The organism is Prevotella illustrans, assembly GCF_017426725.1.
Taxonomy (GTDB): domain Bacteria; phylum Bacteroidota; class Bacteroidia; order Bacteroidales; family Bacteroidaceae; genus Prevotella; species Prevotella illustrans.
In genome coordinates this window covers 1-19787 of sequence record NZ_JAERMS010000028.1, presented here as the reverse complement: position 1 = coordinate 19787, position 19787 = coordinate 1, and the positions used below count along the sequence as shown (strand labels likewise).

At 48.1% G+C, this 19787-nt stretch carries 18 protein-coding genes; 6 read left to right on the top strand and 12 right to left on the bottom strand.

Going from position 1 to position 19787, the window contains the following annotated elements:
- Positions 1–171: 171 nt before the first annotated feature.
- The 5 genes from recQ to lptB form a co-directional block, all read right to left on the bottom strand.
- The gene (gene recQ, locus JHU38_RS08690; RefSeq protein ID WP_107582412.1) at positions 172–2355 is read right to left on the bottom strand and encodes a DNA helicase RecQ; all 2184 of its coding nucleotides are present in this window, start codon (positions 2353–2355) and stop codon (positions 172–174) included.
- Between the two features lie 87 nt (positions 2356–2442).
- Positions 2443–3684, bottom strand: coding sequence for an ATP-dependent Clp protease ATP-binding subunit ClpX (gene clpX, locus JHU38_RS08685; protein WP_107582135.1), 1242 nt, complete (start codon positions 3682–3684; stop codon positions 2443–2445).
- 3 nt (positions 3685–3687) lie between these two features.
- Positions 3688–4368, bottom strand: coding sequence for an ATP-dependent Clp endopeptidase proteolytic subunit ClpP (clpP, locus tag JHU38_RS08680; protein ID WP_107582134.1), 681 nt, complete (start codon positions 4366–4368; stop codon positions 3688–3690).
- 158 nt (positions 4369–4526) lie between these two features.
- Positions 4527–5891: a trigger factor gene (tig, locus tag JHU38_RS08675; protein ID WP_107582133.1), complete on the bottom strand. Its 1365-nt coding sequence runs from the start codon at positions 5889–5891 to the stop codon at positions 4527–4529.
- A 191-nt stretch (positions 5892–6082) separates the two neighbouring features.
- Positions 6083–6871 (bottom strand): LPS export ABC transporter ATP-binding protein, encoded by a 789-nt coding sequence (gene lptB / locus JHU38_RS08670; RefSeq protein ID WP_107582132.1) that lies wholly within the window; start codon positions 6869–6871, stop codon positions 6083–6085.
- 154 nt (positions 6872–7025) lie between these two features.
- Between lptB and JHU38_RS08665 the strand changes: the two genes are divergently transcribed.
- On the top strand, positions 7026–7772 hold the full coding sequence (locus tag JHU38_RS08665; protein WP_107582131.1) for an MlaE family ABC transporter permease: 747 nt from the start codon (positions 7026–7028) through the stop codon (positions 7770–7772).
- 21 nt (positions 7773–7793) lie between these two features.
- Positions 7794–8567: an ABC transporter ATP-binding protein gene (locus JHU38_RS08660; protein WP_107582130.1), complete on the top strand. Its 774-nt coding sequence runs from the start codon at positions 7794–7796 to the stop codon at positions 8565–8567.
- Between the two features lie 13 nt (positions 8568–8580).
- On the opposite strand, the gene JHU38_RS08655 is transcribed toward JHU38_RS08660, so the two are convergent.
- The 6 genes from JHU38_RS08655 to JHU38_RS08630 form a co-directional block, all read right to left on the bottom strand.
- Entirely contained in the window at positions 8581–8979 is a 399-nt protein-coding gene (locus tag JHU38_RS08655; protein WP_232369903.1) for a hypothetical protein, read from the bottom strand.
- 64 nt (positions 8980–9043) lie between these two features.
- On the bottom strand, positions 9044–10357 hold the full coding sequence (gene der, locus JHU38_RS08650) for a ribosome biogenesis GTPase Der (protein ID WP_107582128.1): 1314 nt from the start codon (positions 10355–10357) through the stop codon (positions 9044–9046).
- A 98-nt stretch (positions 10358–10455) separates the two neighbouring features.
- Positions 10456–11337 (bottom strand): GTPase Era, encoded by an 882-nt coding sequence (gene era / locus JHU38_RS08645; protein ID WP_107582127.1) that lies wholly within the window; start codon positions 11335–11337, stop codon positions 10456–10458.
- Between the two features lie 80 nt (positions 11338–11417).
- Positions 11418–12437: a beta-ketoacyl-ACP synthase III gene (locus JHU38_RS08640; protein WP_107582126.1), complete on the bottom strand. Its 1020-nt coding sequence runs from the start codon at positions 12435–12437 to the stop codon at positions 11418–11420.
- On the bottom strand, positions 12437–12622 hold the full coding sequence (gene rpmF / locus JHU38_RS08635; protein ID WP_022309808.1) for a 50S ribosomal protein L32: 186 nt from the start codon (positions 12620–12622) through the stop codon (positions 12437–12439). Before rpmF ends, JHU38_RS08640 begins: the two co-directional genes overlap by 1 nt.
- A gap of 20 nt (positions 12623–12642) precedes the next feature.
- Positions 12643–13170, bottom strand: coding sequence for a YceD family protein (locus JHU38_RS08630; RefSeq protein WP_107582125.1), 528 nt, complete (start codon positions 13168–13170; stop codon positions 12643–12645).
- Positions 13171–14090: 920 nt separating this feature from the next.
- Here JHU38_RS08630 and JHU38_RS08625 point away from each other — a divergent pair.
- From JHU38_RS08625 to JHU38_RS08610, 4 genes are read left to right on the top strand one after another with little or no spacing between them, the layout of a single operon-like run.
- Complete coding sequence (locus JHU38_RS08625) at positions 14091–15728, top strand: ArnT family glycosyltransferase (protein WP_107582123.1); 1638 nt, start codon at positions 14091–14093, stop codon at positions 15726–15728.
- A gap of 8 nt (positions 15729–15736) precedes the next feature.
- Positions 15737–16474, top strand: coding sequence for a glycosyltransferase family 2 protein (locus JHU38_RS08620; protein ID WP_107582122.1), 738 nt, complete (start codon positions 15737–15739; stop codon positions 16472–16474).
- Positions 16475–16479: 5 nt separating this feature from the next.
- Positions 16480–17115: a lipid-A-disaccharide synthase N-terminal domain-containing protein gene (locus JHU38_RS08615; protein ID WP_107582121.1), complete on the top strand. Its 636-nt coding sequence runs from the start codon at positions 16480–16482 to the stop codon at positions 17113–17115.
- A 15-nt stretch (positions 17116–17130) separates the two neighbouring features.
- Entirely contained in the window at positions 17131–18144 is a 1014-nt protein-coding gene (locus JHU38_RS08610; protein ID WP_107582120.1) for an NAD-dependent epimerase/dehydratase family protein, read from the top strand.
- On the opposite strand, the gene JHU38_RS08605 is transcribed toward JHU38_RS08610, so the two are convergent.
- On the bottom strand, positions 18130–19374 hold the full coding sequence (locus JHU38_RS08605) for a sensor histidine kinase (RefSeq protein ID WP_107582119.1): 1245 nt from the start codon (positions 19372–19374) through the stop codon (positions 18130–18132). The genes JHU38_RS08610 and JHU38_RS08605 overlap by 15 nt on opposite strands.
- Positions 19375–19787: the final 413 nt, after the last annotated feature.

The window sequence follows — 19787 nt, the reverse complement described above, 5'->3', positions numbered from 1 at the left end:
GTTGTTTTCTTCCACTCTATTGAGGGCAAAATCACACTACTAAAAGATCAACGTAACAAATTTAATTGTTTTTTAACGAAAAAGAAAATGTTATATTGTCAATAAGGATAAAATTAAATGAAATTAACAAAAACATGCGAAGCAAAAGAGCAGATGCTTCGCGTATTTTCATCAGTTGGCCATTTCGGACATGAATTTGATACGTACCAATCGAATCTCTTCCTCGGAATAGTCTCCACCAAGTTCTGTCAAGGCTGCTTCTATCCCGTCTGTTTCACTCTCACGGAAGTATTCATATATATCGTCTACATGGTCTTCGTCCATCACTTCTTCCAAAAAATAGTCTATACATAGCTTGGTACCACTATATACGATGGCGTCTATTTCATCAAGAATCTCGTTAAAATCCATGCCCAAAGCCTCAGCCAAGTCGTCCAACGCAATCTGCCGGTCAATGCTCTGAATAATCTTCACTTTAACGACAGACTTCTTGGGCACGGTACGCACTCTTAGCTCTTCAGGACGTTCTATACCATTCGTGTCGCAATGGCGTTTAATCAATTCACAGAACTCTTTGCCATACCTTTTGGCTTTACCCGCTCCCACACCTTGAATGTTCTGAAGTTCTTCAAGTGTAACGGGGTACATGGTGGCCATTTGGTCCAAAGAAACATCTTGGAAGATGACGTATGTCGGCACATGCAGCTTACGGGCCATATCGCGCCGTAGCTCTCGTAGCATGGCACAAAGCGTCTCGTCGAGAGCCGCTCCGCTCATGTCGCCCGCGTCGTCATCGCCACTATCCTTAAACTCATTATCCATGACAATCATGAATGGCTTGGGCGATTGCATAAAACGCTTGCCGGCGGCCGTAAGCTTTAGCAATCCATAATTCTCTACGTCTTTCTTGATATAGCCGGCGATAATTCCTTGGCGAATCACGGGACTCCAGAGTTTAGGATTCTCGTCTTCGCCCTCTCCGAATTCGTCCAGCTGCTCATGCTTGTGCGATACGATATCGTCTGTTGCTCGCCCCTTGATAAAATCTATCACATACTCGGTACGGAAGTTTTCTTTCAATGCCTTGATGGCATTCAGCACGATCGACAGTTCCTTTCCTGCCTCTATTCGCTCCTTGGGGTGTAGACAATTATCACAATTTTGACAATTATCCAAAGGATATTCTTCACCAAAATAATGAAGCAACATCTTGCGGCGACATACGGATGATTCCGCGTATGCAGCGGTTTCCTGCAGCAGTTGTTTGCCGATATCCTGCTCTGCCACAGGCTTCCCTTCCATGAATTTCTCGAGCTTGCGCAAATCTTTCTGTCGATAAAACGCGATACAGATACCTTCTCCGCCATCGCGTCCGGCCCTGCCGGTCTCTTGGTAATATCCTTCTAAGCTCTTCGGGGTGTCGTAATGAATCACAAAACGCACGTCAGGTTTATCAATGCCCATCCCAAAAGCAATCGTGGCAACGATAACATCAATACGTTCCATCAAGAAATCGTCTTGTGTCTGTGAGCGTGTCGCGCTGTCAAGTCCCGCATGATAAGGCGCCGCGCTGATATCATTAGTCTTCAACACAGCAGCCAGCTCTTCTACTTTCTTGCGTGAAAGGCAATAAATAATACCGCTTTTACCACGATGCTGACGAATAAACTTTACGATTTCATCATCTGTGGCTTTGTCGCTACGCTTCTGTCGCACTTCATAATAAAGGTTCGGCCGGTTGAAAGAGCTCTTAAACTCGCGCGCGCCGCTGATGCCCAAGCTCTTCTTGATATCTGAGCGCACCTTATCCGTAGCGGTAGCCGTCAACGCAATCACAGGGGCATTGCCTATCTTTGTTATCGTCGGGCGAATGTTCCGATACTCCGGACGGAAATCATGTCCCCATTCCGAAATGCAATGGGCTTCATCTATGGCATAAAAAGAAATCTTAACCCCTTTCAGGAATTCGACATTCTCATCCTTATTGAGCGATTCCGGAGCCACGTAAAGCAGCTTTGTCTTCTCATCTACCACATCCTTCATGACCTGTTGAATGGCAGCTTTATTTAAAGAAGAATTCAGATAGTGGGCCACCCCCGACTCTTCACTCATGCCATTGATAACATCTACCTGATTCTTCATCAGCGCTATCAATGGTGATATGACGATGGCCGTACCTTCCATGATCAAAGAAGGCAACTGGTAGCAAAGGCTCTTACCTCCGCCGGTTGGCATTAATACGAAAGTATCATTGCCGGCCAGCAAATTACGGATAATGGCTTCCTGATCGCCCTTGAACTTATCAAAGCCGAAATAGTGTTTTAATTCCAGGGTAAGATTAACTTCTTTTGCCATATCAACAAGCAGCATTTGAGCTACTACAGGTAATAATCGTTATTTCATGGCCGGACATCGCTCTGTAAGTTTGTCCGGACAAGGCTATCACGCAGACTCGCGCTCCTGTAAATGTGATTTATCCAATTGGCTCTTCGCGTAGTCGAGGGTCACTTTAAACTGCTTGGCACGCTTTGACGGAATTTCAAACATGGCATCCATCATGATGGCCTCAACAATAGAACGAAGACCGCGCGCTCCCAGCTTATATTCCACGGCTTTATCTACGATGAAATCGAGAACATCATTATCAAACGTAAGCGTTATGCCATCCATTTCAAACAGTTTGACATACTGTTTAGTGATAGAGTTCTTTGGCTCTTCCAAGATACGTCGCAATGCTTTTCGGTCCAAAGGATTCAGATAAGTAAGCACAGGCAGACGGCCAATGATTTCCGGTATCAGGCCAAACGACTTCAAGTCTTGCGGCAAGATATACTGCATCAGGTCACCCTTGTCTATATTCCGCACGTTCTGTACGGAATTGAAACCTACGACATGCGTATTCAGCCGCTGGGCTATCTTTCGCTCGATACCGTCGAACGCGCCGCCACAGATAAACAATATATTCCGTGTATCTACATGAATATAATCCTGATCGGGATGCTTGCGGCCGCCCTTGGGCGGAACATTCACCATCGTGCCTTCCAAGAGTTTCAACAGACCTTGCTGTACACCCTCGCCACTCACGTCGCGCGTGATGGAAGGGTTATCACTCTTGCGCGCTATCTTGTCAATTTCGTCTATAAAGACGATACCCCGTTGGGCCGCGTCTAAATCATAATCAGCCACCTGCAGCAAACGACTGAGAATACTCTCCACGTCCTCGCCCACATAGCCGGCTTCCGTAAATACAGTCGCGTCGACAATCGTGAATGGTACGGACAAGAGTTTGGCTATCGTGCGGGCCATCAGTGTCTTACCGGTTCCCGTACTGCCCACCATAATAATATTGCTCTTCTCTATCTCAACGCCATTGGCATCGACAGGCTGTTGCAAACGCTTATAATGATTATATACGGCTACGGACAGATAGCGCTTGGCTTCGTCCTGCCCGATGACATACTCATCAAGATACTTCTTGATTTCTCTCGGCTTGGGTACTTTCTTCAACGCGAACTGCTTTGACTTCGCTTTCGGATTAGCCTCCGGTCCGAGAACGCCGGCTGTTTCAAGAATATGATACGCCTGCTGGACGCAATCTTCACAGATTTCTCCATCAATACCGGAAATGAGAATCTTAACCTCATCCTCATTTCTACCACAAAAACTACAAGTTTTCTTTGACATCCTCTATTCCTTTGTAATATTATTCTTCCGAATCAGCACATCGTCTATCATGCCATAATCTTTTGCTTCCTGTGCCGTCATCCAGTAATTACGGTCAGAATCGGTCCACACCTTATCAAACGGCGTATGTGAATGATCCGCTATGATAGTATAAAGCTCTTTCTTGAACTTCTGAATCTCACGGGCTTCAATTTCAATATCGGAAGCCTGTCCCTGAACACCGCCCAACGGCTGATGTATCATAACACGGCTATGGGTCAATGCCTGACGCTTGCCTTCCTGACCGGCCACAAGCAATACGGCGGCCATAGACGCGGCCATCCCGACGCAAATCGTCGACACGTCACTGGAAATGAATTGCATTGTATCATAGATAGCCAATCCGGCCGTTACGCTGCCACCGGGGCTGTTGATATAAATAGATATATCTTTCGTATTATCTACCGAATCCAGATACAGTAACTGCGCTTGCAATGTATTTGCCGTATAGTCATCTATCTGCGTTCCAAGAAAGATGATGCGATCCATCATTAAGCGAGAGAACACATCCATCTGCGTCACGTTAAGCTGACGCTCTTCGAGGATATACGGATTGAGATATTGCGCTTGCGACTTGATAACATCATCAAGAGCCATACTACTCATTCCCAAATGCTTGGTAGCGTATTTTCTAAAATCATTCATAAAACTAAATTCCTTTCGTTATCAAATAAAAAACAGAGGTTATCGGCCTCTCTTTTGCAATCTTCATTAGAACAAAGATAGTAAAAAAAGTCGACAACCTCTTTTTATAAGATGTTTTTTTTCAAAAACCGTTATTTTTCTTTCAATATGAAACTGAATTATTTTTCAGTTTCTTCCATCATCTTGTTGAAATCATCAAGCGAGATTTCAATTTCATTGAGTTTTACAACAGCTTTCAACGCCGCGATCAGCTTGCGATCAATAGCACGATCTACGAAACCGTCTACATTCTCACGTTTCTTCAACATCTCATCGGCATAGTTATTGACATAATCGTCCGGCACGTTGTTCATCCCATACTGGGCAAACTGCACGCGTGCCGTCTCTCTGGCCGCTTCCTTTATGTCAGCATCTTCTACCTTAATATTATGGGCGGCAACCAACTGCTCCTTAATCAAGTGCCAAGTCAGTTCTTTTATGCTGTTGGCAAAGTTCTTTTCTACAAACTCCTGTCCTCTCTCCTTATTGTTGTTGAGCATAACACGCTTCAGCAAGGCCTCGGGATAGGTAAGCTCGCCAACCTTCTTCTCGCAATAGGCACGCACGTCGAGAATAAACCTGTAATCGCTGTCGGTAACGAGTTGCGCCTTTAGGCCTTCAGCAATCTTGCCTCGGAACTCCTCTTCGCTCTTCACAACGTCTTTACCAAACACCTGATCAAAAAGTTCCTGATTTACCTCATGACTCTTATAACGCTGAATTTCGGTCACCTGGAAGCTGAAGTCACCCGTGTGCTTGGCAACCTCGTTACGGTCGACATTGAGCAGCGAAGACACTTCCGTGTCGTTATCGGGATAAGCCTTGCGAGGATTGAAAGTGATGATATCACCCAATTTGGCGCCATCGAAAAGTTTCTTCTGGTCGTCCACCTTTATATAATTAGGCATAATAGCGGCGGCTTCAACCGTCACACCGACTTCAAGCGTGTTGCCTTGCTCGTCAAGCTCGCGTAGATCGCCCTTCAGCATATCGTTGCCTTCAAACGTCTCCACTTTCTCATAGCTTCCTGAACGCGAAGCGAACATTTCTACCTGACGGTCGATCAGCTTGTCATCAACTTTGATATTATAATAGTCGATTTTGTTTTTACCATTAAGCTCTATCTTGAATTCCGGAGCCACGGCTATATCAAACATGAATGTGTAAGGAGCCTCTTTCTCCAAGTCCTGTGCTTCCTGCTTCTCTGAAGGAAGAGGTTCGCCGAGCATTTGAATTTTGTTGTCCTGCACGTACTTGTAGATTTGCTCACCCACCAACTTGTTGATGGCATCCATCTTTACGGAAGTGCCAACCTGTCTTTTAATCAAGCCCATGGGCACCATGCCGGGACGGAAACCGGGGATATTGGCTTTCTTACGATAGTCCTTCAATGTCTTCTCGACATTATCTTTGTAATCAGCTTCTTCGACAGTGATTGTCAACAGACCGTTGATCTTGTCGGGATTTTCAAATGAGATGTTCATTTCTGATATATACTTTATAGTTTATGATTATAATCTGGATTGCTCATGCGCAGGCACAATACGACCTCACGACAATTAGTGTGCAAAAGTACTGCTTTTTGACGTAAATACCTAATTATAATAAAGGAATATAATAAAATTTGGTGTTTTTAACCTCGCACAGAGATAGCTGGCAAGTTAAACGAAATATCTTAGTCTTCCCGCGCGCGGCGCTCCTCGTCGATCATCTGAAAATCTTTCTTGCGCAAGACAAAACTATTGCTCAGATACTTTTCACGCACGATTTTATTGGAAGCCAACTCCTCGGGCTTGCCCTGAAAAAGGATTCTTCCCTCGAACAAAAGATAGGCACGGTCGGTTATCGTCAGGGTCTCCTGCACGTTATGGTCGGTTATCAGAATACCGATATTGCGATATTTCAACTGCCACACGATGTGCTGGATATCCTCCACGGCAATCGGGTCGACGCCCGCGAACGGCTCGTCGAGCATGATGAATTTCGGACTGATGGCCAGACAGCGTGCGATCTCGGTACGGCGACGTTCGCCTCCGGAAAGCTGATCACCCTTATTCTTGCGCACTTTACTAAGACGAAACTCCTTGATCAGGCTCTCTAAACGGGCCACCTGCTCTTCGTGCGACAGCTTGGTCATCTCCAATACCGACATAATATTGTCCTCCACACTCATCTTGCGAAACACGCTGGCCTCCTGCGGCAGATAACCGATACCCGCTCGTGCACGTTTATAAACCGGATATTCCGTAATCTCCTCGTCGTCAAGATATACATGCCCCTCATTAGGAACTACCAAACCCGTCGTCATATAAAACGATGTTGTCTTACCGGCTCCGTTAGGGCCGAGCAGTCCCACGATCTCCCCTTGCTTCACGTTGATACTCACGCCATTGGCAACGGTACGTTTGCCATAACGCTTCACAAGGCCTTCCGTGCGAAGGGTGGTCAGTTTTGTTTCGTCCATAAAGTCATTAATTTGCGTGCAAAAATACGAAATAACATCGTAAAAAACAAACGAAACCACAAGGCAAGCGTTATAAAACCAAAAACCAACTGCCGTTTTGCAGTTTTTCTATAGAATTTGGTTACTTTTGCACATATCAGTCAGTTGTTACAACATGTTATTAATAAAATGGCTTACCACCTTTGGTAATTATCTTATCCTCATGGGGCGTTCTTTTTCCCGGCCGGAGCGAATGAGAATGTTCTTCAAGCGCTATATTAAAGAGATGTCGCAACTCGGTGTCGACTCCATCGGCATCGTGTTACTGATTTCGTTTTTCATTGGGGCCGTTATCTGCATTCAGATGAAGGTCAACATTCAGAGTCCATGGATGCCCCGGTGGGTATCAGGTTATACCACGCGTGAGATCATGCTGCTCGAGTTTTCCAGTTCCATCATGTGTCTGATCTTGGCAGGAAAGGTTGGCAGCAACATCGCCTCGGAACTGGGAACCATGCGCGTCACCCAGCAAATCGACGCGCTCGACATCATGGGTGTCAACTCCGCTTCTTATCTTATCCTGCCCAAGATACTGGGATTGGTCACCATCATGCCGTTTCTTGTCATCTTCAGTTCGGCCATGGGCATCGTCGGAGCTTATGGAACCGCTTATATCGGTCATATCACATCGGCCGAAGACCTGACACTGGGTATGCACCACGCTTTCAATGAATGGTTTGTATGGATGAGTATCATCAAGAGTCTGTTCTTTGCCTTCATCATAGCCAGCGTATCATCTTATTTCGGCTATACCGTGGAAGGCGGTTCGGTAGAAGTAGGCGAAGCCAGCACAGACGCTGTGGTATGCTCCAGCGTCCTTATTCTCTTTTCCGACGTATTTTTAACGCAGATGTTAAGCTAAGCTCCTCAGCTCTTCAAGAAAATGATAGAAGTAAGACAACTCACAAAATCATTTGAGGACAAGATCGTTCTCAACAAGATAGACGCGGTTTTTGAAACGGGCAAGACCAATCTGATTATCGGACAGAGCGGTTCGGGCAAAACCGTACTGATGAAAAACCTGGTAGGACTGCTCGAGCCTACAAGCGGTGACGTGCTCTATGACGGGCGAAATTTCGTCACGATGAGCAAGAAGGAGAAAGTCCACATGCGTCGTGAAATGGGAATGATCTTTCAGGGTGCCGCGCTCTTCGACTCCTTGTCGGTATTGGAGAACGTGATGTTTCCGCTCGACATGTTCTCTAATATGAACTACAATGAAAGGGTGAAGCGTGCGGAAGACTGTCTGGCCCGTGTCAATCTGGTCGACGCGGGCAATAAATATCCCGGTGAGATATCAGGAGGCATGCAGAAACGTGTGGCCATCGCCCGTGCCATCGTACTCAACCCCAAGTATCTTTTCTGCGACGAGCCCAACTCGGGACTCGACCCGAAGACTTCACTCGTCATCGATGAACTACTCTCAGGTATTACCAAAGAATTTAACATGACAACCATCATCAACACCCATGACATGAATTCCGTCATGGGCATTGGCGAAAACATCTGCTTTATCTATAAAGGACGCAAGGAATGGCAGGGCACCAAGGACGACGTGATAAGCAGTACAAACAAAAAGCTCAATGATCTCGTCTTCGCAAGCGACTTGTTCCGCAAGGTGAAAGAGGTGGAAATGGAAGAGGAAAGAAATCAATAACAGAATCGCGACCTCAGCGCAGATACCAAATGCCGTCGCGCATGACCATCGGCACATAGACCTGTTCACGGGTGCTGTCGCCATACGAAAGGAGCAGGAATACCCGGGCCACCTTGCGTGCGGTGTCGGCATCGGCATTGGCGACGCTCACCCGATGAATACCGTGATGTTCCTTTTGCTGCTGTTCCATGAACATCCGGGCGTTGAGCAGAAGCTGCTTCTTGTAGTCGTCCGGAATACGATCAGGCTTATCCAGCCCCTCTACATAGGCCTCGTAGTTGCCGTGTATCAGATAATCGTAGTATTGCCGGGCCGTCTGCGCGGCTATATCGGCAGGATCGATTTCCTTCCGGCACGACGTGAATGCCACGGTCAGTATGCCGCAAACAATATAGAACAACTTTCTCATCATAAAATAAGGTGGACGGACCGATGTCGTCGGGATGATATCGGTCCGTCCACACTTGTATTTGTTTCTACTTTTGTCGAATAAAAATATTGATGGGGCAACCGTGCATGCTCCAATTCTCACGTATCTTGTTTTCGAGAAAACGGCGATAGTTCTCTTTCACGTACTGCGGCAGGTTAGCGTAGAACACGAAAGAGGGAATCTGCGTGTTGGGTAACTGCGTGCAATACTTGATTTTGATGTACTTACCCTTGACGCTTGGGGGCGGATAGGCCTCGATAATAGGAAGCATCACCTCGTTGAGCTTGGATGTTCCCACGCGGGCCTTGCGGTTCAGATAGACTTCCTTGGCTGTTTCAAGCACCTTGAAGATGCGCTGCTTGGTCATGGCCGACGCGAAGATGATGGGGAAGTCGACAAAGGGAGCCATGCGGCTACGGATGGCCTCCTTAAACATATCGATGGCCTTCTGCGACTTCTCCTCCACCAAGTCCCACTTGTTGACTACTACCACTAAGCTCTTGTTGTTCTTCTGTATGAGCTGGAAGATGTTCATGTCCTGCGTCTCGATACCACGGATGGCGTCGATCATCAGAATACATACGTCACTGTTTTCGATGGCACGGATAGAACGCATGACGCTGTAGAACTCCAGGTCTTCCGTCACCTTGTTCTTACGACGAATGCCGGCGGTGTCGACTAAGTAGAAGTCGAAGCCGAACTTATCGTAACGGGTATAAATACTGTCACGGGTGGTGCCGGCTATCTCGGTCACGATATTGCGGTCTTCTCCAATGAAAGCGTTGATAATGCTGCTCTTGCCGACATTAGGGCGCCCTACGACCGCGAAACGGGGAATTTCCTCTTCGATTTCCTCCTTATTCTCGGCAGGCAGCTTGTCAAGCACCAGATCGAGCAACTCGCCCGTGCCGCCGCCTGTGGCCGCGCTGACACAAACAGGCTCGCCCAGTCCCAGCTTATAAAACTCGGCAGCCTCATAATAGTTGGCACTGTTGTCAACCTTATTGGCCACAAGAACAACGGGCAGCTTGGCGCGACGCAGGATGAGCGCCACGTCCTCGTCCCAGTCGGTAAGGCCGGTTTCAACGTCTACCAAGAAAAGCACGAGGTCGGCCTCTTCAGTAGCCACAAGTACCTGTCTGCGAATGGCGTCTTCGAAGATGTCGTCCGACTTAACGACCCATCCGCCGGTGTCGACAACGGAAAACTCACGGCCGTTCCACTGGCACTTGCCATACTGGCGGTCGCGGGTGGTGCCGGCCGTGTCGCTGACGATAGCGCGACGAGATTGTGTCAACCGATTAAAAAGCGTTGACTTACCCACATTGGGACGGCCAACGATTGCAACTAAATTTGCCATAGTGTTGTTTAATTTCTGAAGTTATACATTCTTCGGCCCTCCCATTGACGGAGAGTGTGCCCTCTTTCTATTCAGGGCCAAATCAATTACGTGTTGTTTTACTCCGGACGATAACCGAAGTTGGCCAGTTCCCGCTGCGAGGAACGCCAGTCTTTATCCACCTTTACGAAAACCTCGAGAAAGATGGTCTTGTCGAAAAACCTCTCCAGAGCCTTACGGGCTTCGGTGCTCACCTTCTTCAAAGCCACGCCCTGATGGCCGATGACGATTCCCTTCTGCGAATCGCGCTCCACGTAGATGACGGCATTGATGTGGATTTTCTTCTCGTCTTCCTTGAAGCGCTCTACGACAACCTCTACCGAATAGGGTATCTCCTTGTCGTAATAGCGCAATATCTTCTCACGGATGATTTCCGACACGAAGAACTTGGCAGGCTTGTCGGTCAGTTGCTCCTTGTCGAAGTAGGCCGGCGACTCGGGCAGGAGTTCTCGAATGCGCTTCATCAGCAGGTCGGTGCCAAATTTGTTCTTGGCCGAGATAGGAAGGATTTCCGCGTTGGGCAGCAGCTCGTGCCATTTGGTGACGATACGGCCCAATTCCTTCTGGTTGCTCTCGTCAATCTTATTGATGAGCAGCAGCACGGGAATCGTCATCTTGCGCACTTTCTCCAGAAAGTCTAAGTTCTTCTCCGCGTTTTCCACAACGTCGGTCACGTAGAGCAGTATATCGGCGTCAGCCAGGGCCGACTCCGAGAAAGCCAACATCATTTCCTGCATCTTGTAATTGGGTTTCAAGACGCCGGGCGTGTCGGAGAATACGATCTGCATGTCGTCCGTGTTCACGATACCCATGATACGATGACGGGTGGTCTGTGCCTTAAACGTGGCGATACTGATACGCTCGCCGACGAGTTGGTTCATCAGCGTGCTCTTGCCCACATTGGGATTCCCTACGATATTTACGAAACCTGCCTTGTGCATAATACTTGAATTGAAACAAAAAACGCATCGTCTTATCAAGAATAAGAAAGATGCGTTTTCTTGTTATCTTATAAAATCGTTTACTTGATTCCTGCCATATCGGCACCGTTATAAGCCCAGCGATAGTAGCTGGCTCCGTTGACGAACCCCGCGCCGAAAGCGGTGAACAACAGGCTGTCACCTTTCTTCAGGTCTTTCTCAAAATCCCAAAGAACGAGAGGCATACAGGCCGCGCTCGTATTGCCGTAGCGTTGAATATTGACAAAAACCCGCTCCATCGGAACGCCGATACGCTTGGCTACGGCCTCGATGATACGCAGGTTGGCCTGATGGGGAACCACATAGTTTACGTCGTCTACCGTCAGGTTGTTGCGTTTCAGCAGTTCGGCACAGTCATCTCCCATGGCCGTCACGGCATAACGAAACACCGTCCGTCCCTCCTGATAGGTGAAGTGCATGCGGTGGTCTACCGAATAGTGAGAAGCCGGAAATACGGAACCTCCGGCCTTGACATGCAGGAAAGGAAGCCCTTTGCCATCAGTGCGATGAATGGAATCAATCAGTCCGACGTTTTCTTCTTCCGTACCTTCCACCATGACGGCTCCGGCTCCGTCGCCGAAAAGCGGACAGGTGGCCCGATCCTGATAATCAGTAATCGATGACATCTTGTCGGCTCCTATCACGATAACACGCTTATGGCGTCCGCTCTGAACCATATTGCAGGCCACATCGAAGGCATACATAAAGCCACAGCACGCGGCCGCGAAGTCAAACGCGAACGCGTTTTTCAGTCCAAGTCGGCCCAACACGATCGAAGCGGTGGACGGATGAACATAGTCGGGCGTGGTGGTAGCTACAATGAGCGCGTCGATACTATCCGGATCCGCGCCTGTCTTCTTCATCAGAAGTTTGGCGGCCTTGCGGGCCATGTAAGAAGTACCCAGACCTTCTTCGGTCAGAATGCGGCGCTCCTTGATTCCTGTACGGGTAACGATCCATTCATCATTGGTATCGACCATTCTCGACAGTTCCTCATTATTGAGAACATAGTCGGGAACATAACCGGCGACACCTGTGATGATAGCGTTAATTTTTCCCATTATTCAGCTGTTTCCTTAACAACGGCAACCTTGCCTCTGTAATAACCGCAAGTTGAGCAAACCGTATGATATACATAGTAAGCGCCACAGTTAGGGCAAACGGCCAATGTAGGAGCTACTGCCTTATCGTGAGTTCTTCTCTTGAGTGTACGAGTCTTCGACTGTCTTCTTTTAGGATGTGCCATAATTCTTTAATTTTTTAAACTTATTCTTTTTCTTTATTCTTCAATTTTCGGAGGGCTTCCCAGCGTGGATCCACGGTCTCTTCTTCCTCACTGCTTCGGGTAGCCGTATATTCTTCGAGCATCTTCACCATAGCGGGGTTGCAATTTCCGGGTGCATGCACATGCTTGATAGGAATATTGAGACTTATAAATTCATAGATGAACCATGACACGTCCAAGACGCCTTCGTCTTCGGACACGACAACCAGTTCATCATCCTCTGTGGTTTCTTCTCCAAATTTGACGACAAGACGATTGTCGGTCAATATGGGTTGCTCCATATCATCCAGACACTTGTCGCAAGGTATATGTACGTAGCCCTCAATATGGAAATCAAGCTCAAAGCTCGAAGCTACACGACGGACTGATAAGTCCACACGCAACTTGCCTTGATGAATTTCCGGAGCTTCGATGGCCTCAAAAAAGGAATCGTCAAGAGCGAACCGCAACAGGTTTTCACCCTCTCGCAGTGCTTTCAGATCAATCTTAAAAGGCTCTAAATCGCACATTTACAACAAATTGTATACAGTTTCGGGCTGCAAAGTTACTAAAATCTATGTAATAAACAAAATAAAGCCACTTATTTTTTTAAGGCGTCGCCCACCGATTGCGGGTTGACCGCGGACTTCACGCACTCCTCCCTTGTCCTAATCGCTCCCCAAACTCCCGTCCCGAACGGGGACAAGTCGGCAAGTGATGAAGTCTCCGGCTTCATCATTTGTAAACCCATCCTCATGATTGATTCAGCGCTTCCGTGATTTTGTCAGAAAAAACTACCTGATTTTAACACTTCCGCAACGCTTCATCTAACTGCCGAAATGGCGAAAAAGGCCTTCGCTTTGCCGATTTTTATGCTCTTTTATGCCCAAAGCTATGCTTTTATCGACTCAAAGCATAGCGATTACCCCGCTAAAGCATAGCTTTCTGCCGATGAAAGGGCCACGATTACGGCCTAAAAGCATAGCGATTAAGAGAGAAAAAGCGAGATAGAAACACCTTAAAAAGCACAAAGTACTGATAATCAACACTTTATAAACTTGCTCTACAATCGCTTATTTTCGTCCAAGTCTTTTCTTTTTCAGAATAATGCCACTTTTTTGATGGTATATGTAAAGATAATTCAGGGTGCGGCAGATATCGATTGATGCTTGTAAACCTGCCTCCACTAATTTTCTATGGGGCCCGAAAGGCGCACTTTTGTTTTTCGGATGAAAACCTTATAAGCAAAGGGGACCTATTTTTCGCAAAACCGTTAAATTCTATTTATTTTTCAGGGGCTTTCTTATATTTATGGTGTTTCTCCCAACTTTTTACAGAATTTATACATAAGTTTGTATTATCAAACATTACAGGTTCATGGAATTTAGTAAAAAAAGAACCGAAAATGCCTGACGATTATAGGGTAAAAAAGCAATAAGGAATAAGAATTATGACTTTATTTACAAAAAAAGGCCATTGGCTTCTGCCGGGGCTCTTCATGCTCATCACCTTTTTCGCCAATCTCGACGCGCTACCCACCGATATCATGGAGTCGCGCAACATCGTGACGGGACGCGAGATGGTGAGCGACGGCAACTGGCTTGTGCCCACCATGAACGGCGAGCTCCGCCTTGAAAAGCCACCCCTACCTACATGGATCTCGGGGATCGTGGAAAGCATCGTTCCCAATAGCCTGACCGCCCAGCGGGTTCCGGCCGCTATGATGGGATGCCTGTGGACGATCTACCTATTGCTGCTGGCACGCATAGTCGCCCGCCGCGACGACTATGCGATAACGGCGGCAATGGTGTTTCTCACCTGCTACAATCTGATTCTGATGGGGCGGTCGGCCACGTGGGATATCTATTGCCACGCTTTCATGATGGCGGCCATATACTACCTGACGAGGACGCTCTTTGAAAACAGACACAGCCTGCGGCGTTTCGTTCTGGCGGGAGCGCTGATGGGACTCTCGTTTCTGAGCAAGGGCCCCGTAGCGTTCTATGCCCTGCTACTGCCTTATCTCGTGGCGCTCGCAACTGTCCTGCGGCCGAAGATGAGCGGCAAATGGGCGGGCGTGGCCCTGATGATACTCGTCATGACGGCCGTCGGCGCCTGGTGGTACGTCTATCTTTGGGGGCTTCATCCCATCGAAGCAAGTCAGGTTTTTCATAAAGAGACAAGCAGTTGGGCCGACCACAACACTCGCCCGTGGTATTACTACTGGCGGTTCTTCCTCGAAATGGGCGTCTGGGCCGTGCTCGTGCCGGGCGCGCTGGCCGTGGGCTACTGGAGACGGCGCGTCACCTTAAAGCGGGAATACGTCTTCACGCTCACATGGACGGTGGCCTGCCTGGTTCTCCTGTCGCTCATACCGGAAAAGAAGACACGCTATCTGCTGCCGTTGCTGGCCCCATGCTCCATGCTGGTGGCCACGATCCTCATCCACTTCCGCATGACGAAAACGAAGCCGGTGGGATTCGCCAAATGGCTATGGCGAATCAACGGATGGACGACCGCGACGGTCGTGGCCGCCATTCCGGTTTTGGGCTATTACTTCGGTATTAGAAAAGGTATCGTCGGATGGACGGCCGAAACGCTGATGACACTTGTCGCCCTGTCGGCCTTAGCCGCCATCATCCGGGCCACACGCCGTCGTCAACCGCTCCTGTATGTGGGCGCCGTCACAACGGTCTTTGCCGGAATCGAACTGTTTATGCTCCCGGCTGTCGGCAACGCCTTCGGTAATCCGCAGGGCAGAAGCATACACCGGCTGGCCGACAGAACCGAGCTGAAGGGCTTGCCTTTCTACCACAGCGACAGCCAACCGATACGTATAGAACTGGTTTACGAGGTCGGACGAAAGATATTGCCGCTGAACCTCCACGACGAACGGCTGGTCATGAGCCGCCTTCCCATGGTCATCGTCACGCAAGGCTATGCCCGGGAGGAACTGCCGGCGGCACTCATCGAAAAAACAGATACCGTGAGCTACGGCTACTTTGATGACAACAAGCGTCCCAAGGGCTACAAGCATTACAACAAGGCGTTTTTGAATTATGTCACACTGGTAAAAAACAAAAAATAAAAAAATATATGAACAATACCGCGAATTATGAATTGACAATAGTCATCCCCGTCTATAACGAAGAAGACAACCTGAAACGGGTGGAGAAAGAAATGGCCGCCTTTCTGCCCAAAGCGATCGTCAAAGCCTGTGTGCTGTTCGTCAACGACGGTTCCAAGGATGACAGCTTTGCCAAAATCAAAGAAATCTGCGCCCGACAACCGGACTTCTACTATATCTCGTCGGTCGACAACCACGGTCTGAGCACGGCACTGAAAGCCGGCATCGACACGGCCGAGAGCCGCCTGACCGGCTACATCGACGCCGACCTGCAAACCAATCCGGAAGACTTCAACCTGCTGCTCGAACATGCCGCGGACTATCAGCTCGTGACCGGTATCAGGGCCAAACGCAAGGACACCGCCTTCAAACGATTCCAGTCAAAGATAGCCAACGGATTTCGACGCTCTATGACGGGCGACACCGCTACCGACACAGGCTGTCCGCTGAAGGTTATGTGGAGTTCATACGCCAAACGCCTGCCGTTTTTCGACGGTATGCACCGCTTTCTCCCCGCGCTGATGGCGTTGGAAGACGGCCACTTCAAGGAATTGCCCGTAAGACATTATCCCCGTACCGCGGGCGTGTCGAAATATCACTTGTGGAACCGATTGAAAGGGCCGTTCGTCGACTGCTTCGCCTACCGGTGGATGAAGAAGCGTTACATTCGCTATAGAATCGCGGAGGATAATCTTAATTGCCGATAAAGACCATGCAGACTTCGGCTTTCTACATCTATGCCATCGGATTTGTTGCTCAAGGGTTTTTCTCCGCTCGAATGCTCATCCAATGGATTCTTTCCGAAAGGGCCAGGCGAGTGGTCTCGCCCGACTGGTATTGGATATGCAGTCTTGTGGGCAGCATTCTGCTCTTTGTCTACGGATGGCTGCGCGATGACTTCGCCATCATCTTCGGACAACTGATTTCCTATTACATTTATATATGGAACCTGAACATCAAGGGCGTATGGCGCAGGATGCGGCTGCCTTTGCGAGTGGGCGTCATCTCGATGCCGGCTCTGGCTTTCGGTCTGATGCTGCACGACGTGCCCGCTTTCATCGACAGCTTTTTCCATAACGACGCTGTATCCATATCCTTGCTGATATGGGGGTCGGCGGGACAGGCCATCTTCACGCTGCGATTTATCTATCAGTGGCAATACAGCTATCGACGCCATCAATCGATATTGCCGAAAGGATTCTGGATCATCAGCCTGGTGGGATGCGCGATCATCGTCAGCTACGGAATCTTCCGAGCCGATCCCGTGCTGATACTCGGACAGTCGGTGGGCTTCTTCACCTATTCACGCAACTTAGTCCTCTATAAGAAAAGCAAAGAACGATTATAAGAAAAGCAAAGAATTATGAAAATATTGATTACAGGAACCGCGGGATTCATCGGACACGGCCTTGTCAAGGCTCTGGCACGAGAAGGAGCTGACATCGTGGGGATAGACAATATCAACGACTACTATTCGCAAGAACTGAAGTATGCCCGCCTGGCCGACACGGGAATCGCCAAGGAAGACGCGGACTACGGACTGCTGACACAAAGCAGACAACTGCCAAACTATCGGTTTGGTAAGATCGATCTTACCGACCGTGAGAGATTGGACGAACTCTTCGCCAAAGAGAACTTTACACATGTCTGCAACCTTGCGGGACAGGCGGGCGTGAGATATTCCATCGAAGCCCCCTACTCCTACATACAGTCGAACGTTGTGGGCTTTCTCAACATATTGGAAGGGTGCCGCAACCATCATGTAAGCCGGCTGGTCTATGCCAGTTCCAGCAGCATCTATGGCATGAGTCCACACGTGCCGTTCCATGAAGCCGACGCTACGGACCAACCGGTAAGCCTGTATGCGGCCACGAAGAAAAGCAATGAGTTGATGGCCTACGCTTACAGCAAGCTTTATCGGATTCCGACCGTGAGCCTGCGCTTCTTCACGGTTTACGGTCCTTGGGGACGCCCGGACATGGCACCGATGAAGTTTATGAAAGCTATCGACAAGGGAGAGACAATCCAAATCTACAACCACGGGAATATGCTGCGCGACTTTACCTACATCGACGACATTGTAGAGGGTGTGTGCCGGATTCTGAACGGGCACGACGACCGGGATATTCCATATAGCGTCTACAATATAGGAAACTCGGACCCCGTGAGGCTGCTGGACTTCATAGAGACGATGGAGAAAGTGATGGGGAAAGAAGCACGAAAAGAAATGCTGGACATGCAACCGGGGGATGTCACCCAAACCTTTGCCGACACCACCAGATTACAAAACGATTTCGGATATAAACCTTCCACGGCAATCGCCGACGGACTAAGAAAACTCTATGATTGGTTCGGGGAATGGTCAACGAGCTACTGAACCCCACTTGTAAAAATGCCGAAAGGGGAAACTTGCTGTCCCTCCGCCTTTCTTCAACATGACGCGGATGGTCGTACCCACTCCTTCTTCCGACCTGCTCACCCATATACGACCGTGGTGATAGGTCTCAATAATACGTTTGGTAAGGCTCAACCCCAGTCCCCAGCCACGCTGTTTCGTAGTAAAGCCTGGTGAAAAGACATGCTTCAGGTTCTGCTTCTTAATACCTCCACCGGTATCGATTACATCCACGAACACGCATCCGCCCGTCTCTTTCACGGCTATCGTGATACAGCCATTGGCTCCTCCCATCGCGTCAACGGCATTCTTAACTAAGTTCTCCAAAGCCCATTCAAACAGAGGACGATTAAGTGGAAGAACGATATCGGTTGCGGGACATGACATGATCCACCTTAAATGAGCAGGCGAACGTTGCCGCATATAGTCGACGACATGTTGTACCAACTCGGTCAGACTGCACGGCTCTACTTCCGGTAAGGACCCTATTTTGGAAAATCGGTCGGCCACAAGCTGCAAACGATTCACGTCATTTTCCATATCCGAAAGGATCGGATTATCCACATCAGTCTCTTTCAAGAGCTCTATCCACGCCATCAGACTTGAAATAGGGGTTCCTAACTGATGGGCTGTCTCACGTGAAAGCCCAACCCACACACGATCTTGCTCTGCTCTTTTTAAAACAAGGAGCGCAAAGAGAACGACAAGAATAAAGACAACGACAACGACGAGCTGCACATACGGATATACCGTGATTCGACGCAACAAAGATGACACGCCATAACATACGTCAACATAATCGGTACGCGTAGCTTCAACGGTAGAATCCGCTACCGATAGATTGATTCGAATAAAGTTACCCTTAGCCTTAAAGTTCTTTCCCATATCCGAAACAAGCATGACACTATCAGGCTCAGTACCACTTGATATATTCACATTACGCCACATGAGGGCCGAATCACGCTGATCGAGCACCACGACAGGTATCGTATGGTTTTCATTAATAACTTTCAGAACCAAACTAAGATCCGTATACTCGTCGGCAGCATTCAGCGAACGCATGGCTTCAGCCCATACTTCCATACGTAATTTCTCTTCTTTAGCTAAATCTTTTGCCAAAAAATGAGAGATTGCCAGTGAAATAAAGGATATCAATATGGCTGCCAATATGAGTACAACCTTGACATAACGAAAGCGATTGGTCCATCTCATACTCTATTAACGCAATATATAGCAGAAAATTATATAACACCCACAACATCATGCCTGAATATTATATATATAAACATGCCTGAATATTATATATATAAAAAGGTGGCGATATATCAAACTTCCGGTTCAATAGAATTTTCGTGGAGACAAATTGCCATTACGTCATCGTTTCCCCATTCTCTTTTTTGACATAAAGACATAAGGACATATTTTATGTATGAGGCGTCGCAAGCGACGGAATAAAGACATAAAGCTAAGGTAGAGTGTGATCAGCCTTATGTCTTTATGTCAAAAAAAGGAGAAACAAAAAAGAGAAACAAAAAAAGGAGAGTCTCGGTTACGTCCGTAACCAAGACTCTCCTGACTTCGTCACCTAAAAAGCATATATTTTGTAATTAATTGATAAACAACAT

Excerpts from the sequence above, each read along its gene's own strand:
- JHU38_RS08655 (WP_232369903.1), bottom strand. The coding sequence starts at position 8,979 with ATGATGAGAAAGTTGTTCTATATTGTTTGCGGCATACTGACCGTGGCA.
- clpP (WP_107582134.1), bottom strand. The coding sequence starts at position 4,368 with ATGAATGATTTTAGAAAATACGCTACCAAGCATTTGGGAATGAGTAGT.
- recQ (WP_107582412.1), bottom strand. The coding sequence starts at position 2,355 with ATGGCAAAAGAAGTTAATCTTACCCTGGAATTAAAACACTATTTCGGC.
- JHU38_RS08605 (WP_107582119.1), bottom strand. The coding sequence starts at position 19,374 with ATGAGATGGACCAATCGCTTTCGTTATGTCAAGGTTGTACTCATATTG.
- JHU38_RS08640 (WP_107582126.1), bottom strand. The coding sequence starts at position 12,437 with ATGGGAAAAATTAACGCTATCATCACAGGTGTCGCCGGTTATGTTCCC.
- JHU38_RS08665 (WP_107582131.1), top strand. The coding sequence starts at position 7,026 with ATGTTATTAATAAAATGGCTTACCACCTTTGGTAATTATCTTATCCTC.
- era (WP_107582127.1), bottom strand. The coding sequence starts at position 11,337 with ATGCACAAGGCAGGTTTCGTAAATATCGTAGGGAATCCCAATGTGGGC.
- clpX (WP_107582135.1), bottom strand. The coding sequence starts at position 3,684 with ATGTCAAAGAAAACTTGTAGTTTTTGTGGTAGAAATGAGGATGAGGTT.
- tig (WP_107582133.1), bottom strand. The coding sequence starts at position 5,891 with ATGAACATCTCATTTGAAAATCCCGACAAGATCAACGGTCTGTTGACA.
- JHU38_RS08630 (WP_107582125.1), bottom strand. The coding sequence starts at position 13,170 with ATGTGCGATTTAGAGCCTTTTAAGATTGATCTGAAAGCACTGCGAGAG.
- JHU38_RS08615 (WP_107582121.1), top strand. The coding sequence starts at position 16,480 with ATGCAGACTTCGGCTTTCTACATCTATGCCATCGGATTTGTTGCTCAA.
- JHU38_RS08620 (WP_107582122.1), top strand. The coding sequence starts at position 15,737 with ATGAACAATACCGCGAATTATGAATTGACAATAGTCATCCCCGTCTAT.
- lptB (WP_107582132.1), bottom strand. The coding sequence starts at position 6,871 with ATGGACGAAACAAAACTGACCACCCTTCGCACGGAAGGCCTTGTGAAG.
- JHU38_RS08625 (WP_107582123.1), top strand. The coding sequence starts at position 14,091 with ATGACTTTATTTACAAAAAAAGGCCATTGGCTTCTGCCGGGGCTCTTC.
- JHU38_RS08660 (WP_107582130.1), top strand. The coding sequence starts at position 7,794 with ATGATAGAAGTAAGACAACTCACAAAATCATTTGAGGACAAGATCGTT.
- JHU38_RS08610 (WP_107582120.1), top strand. The coding sequence starts at position 17,131 with ATGAAAATATTGATTACAGGAACCGCGGGATTCATCGGACACGGCCTT.
- rpmF (WP_022309808.1), bottom strand. The coding sequence starts at position 12,622 with ATGGCACATCCTAAAAGAAGACAGTCGAAGACTCGTACACTCAAGAGA.
- der (WP_107582128.1), bottom strand. The coding sequence starts at position 10,357 with ATGGCAAATTTAGTTGCAATCGTTGGCCGTCCCAATGTGGGTAAGTCA.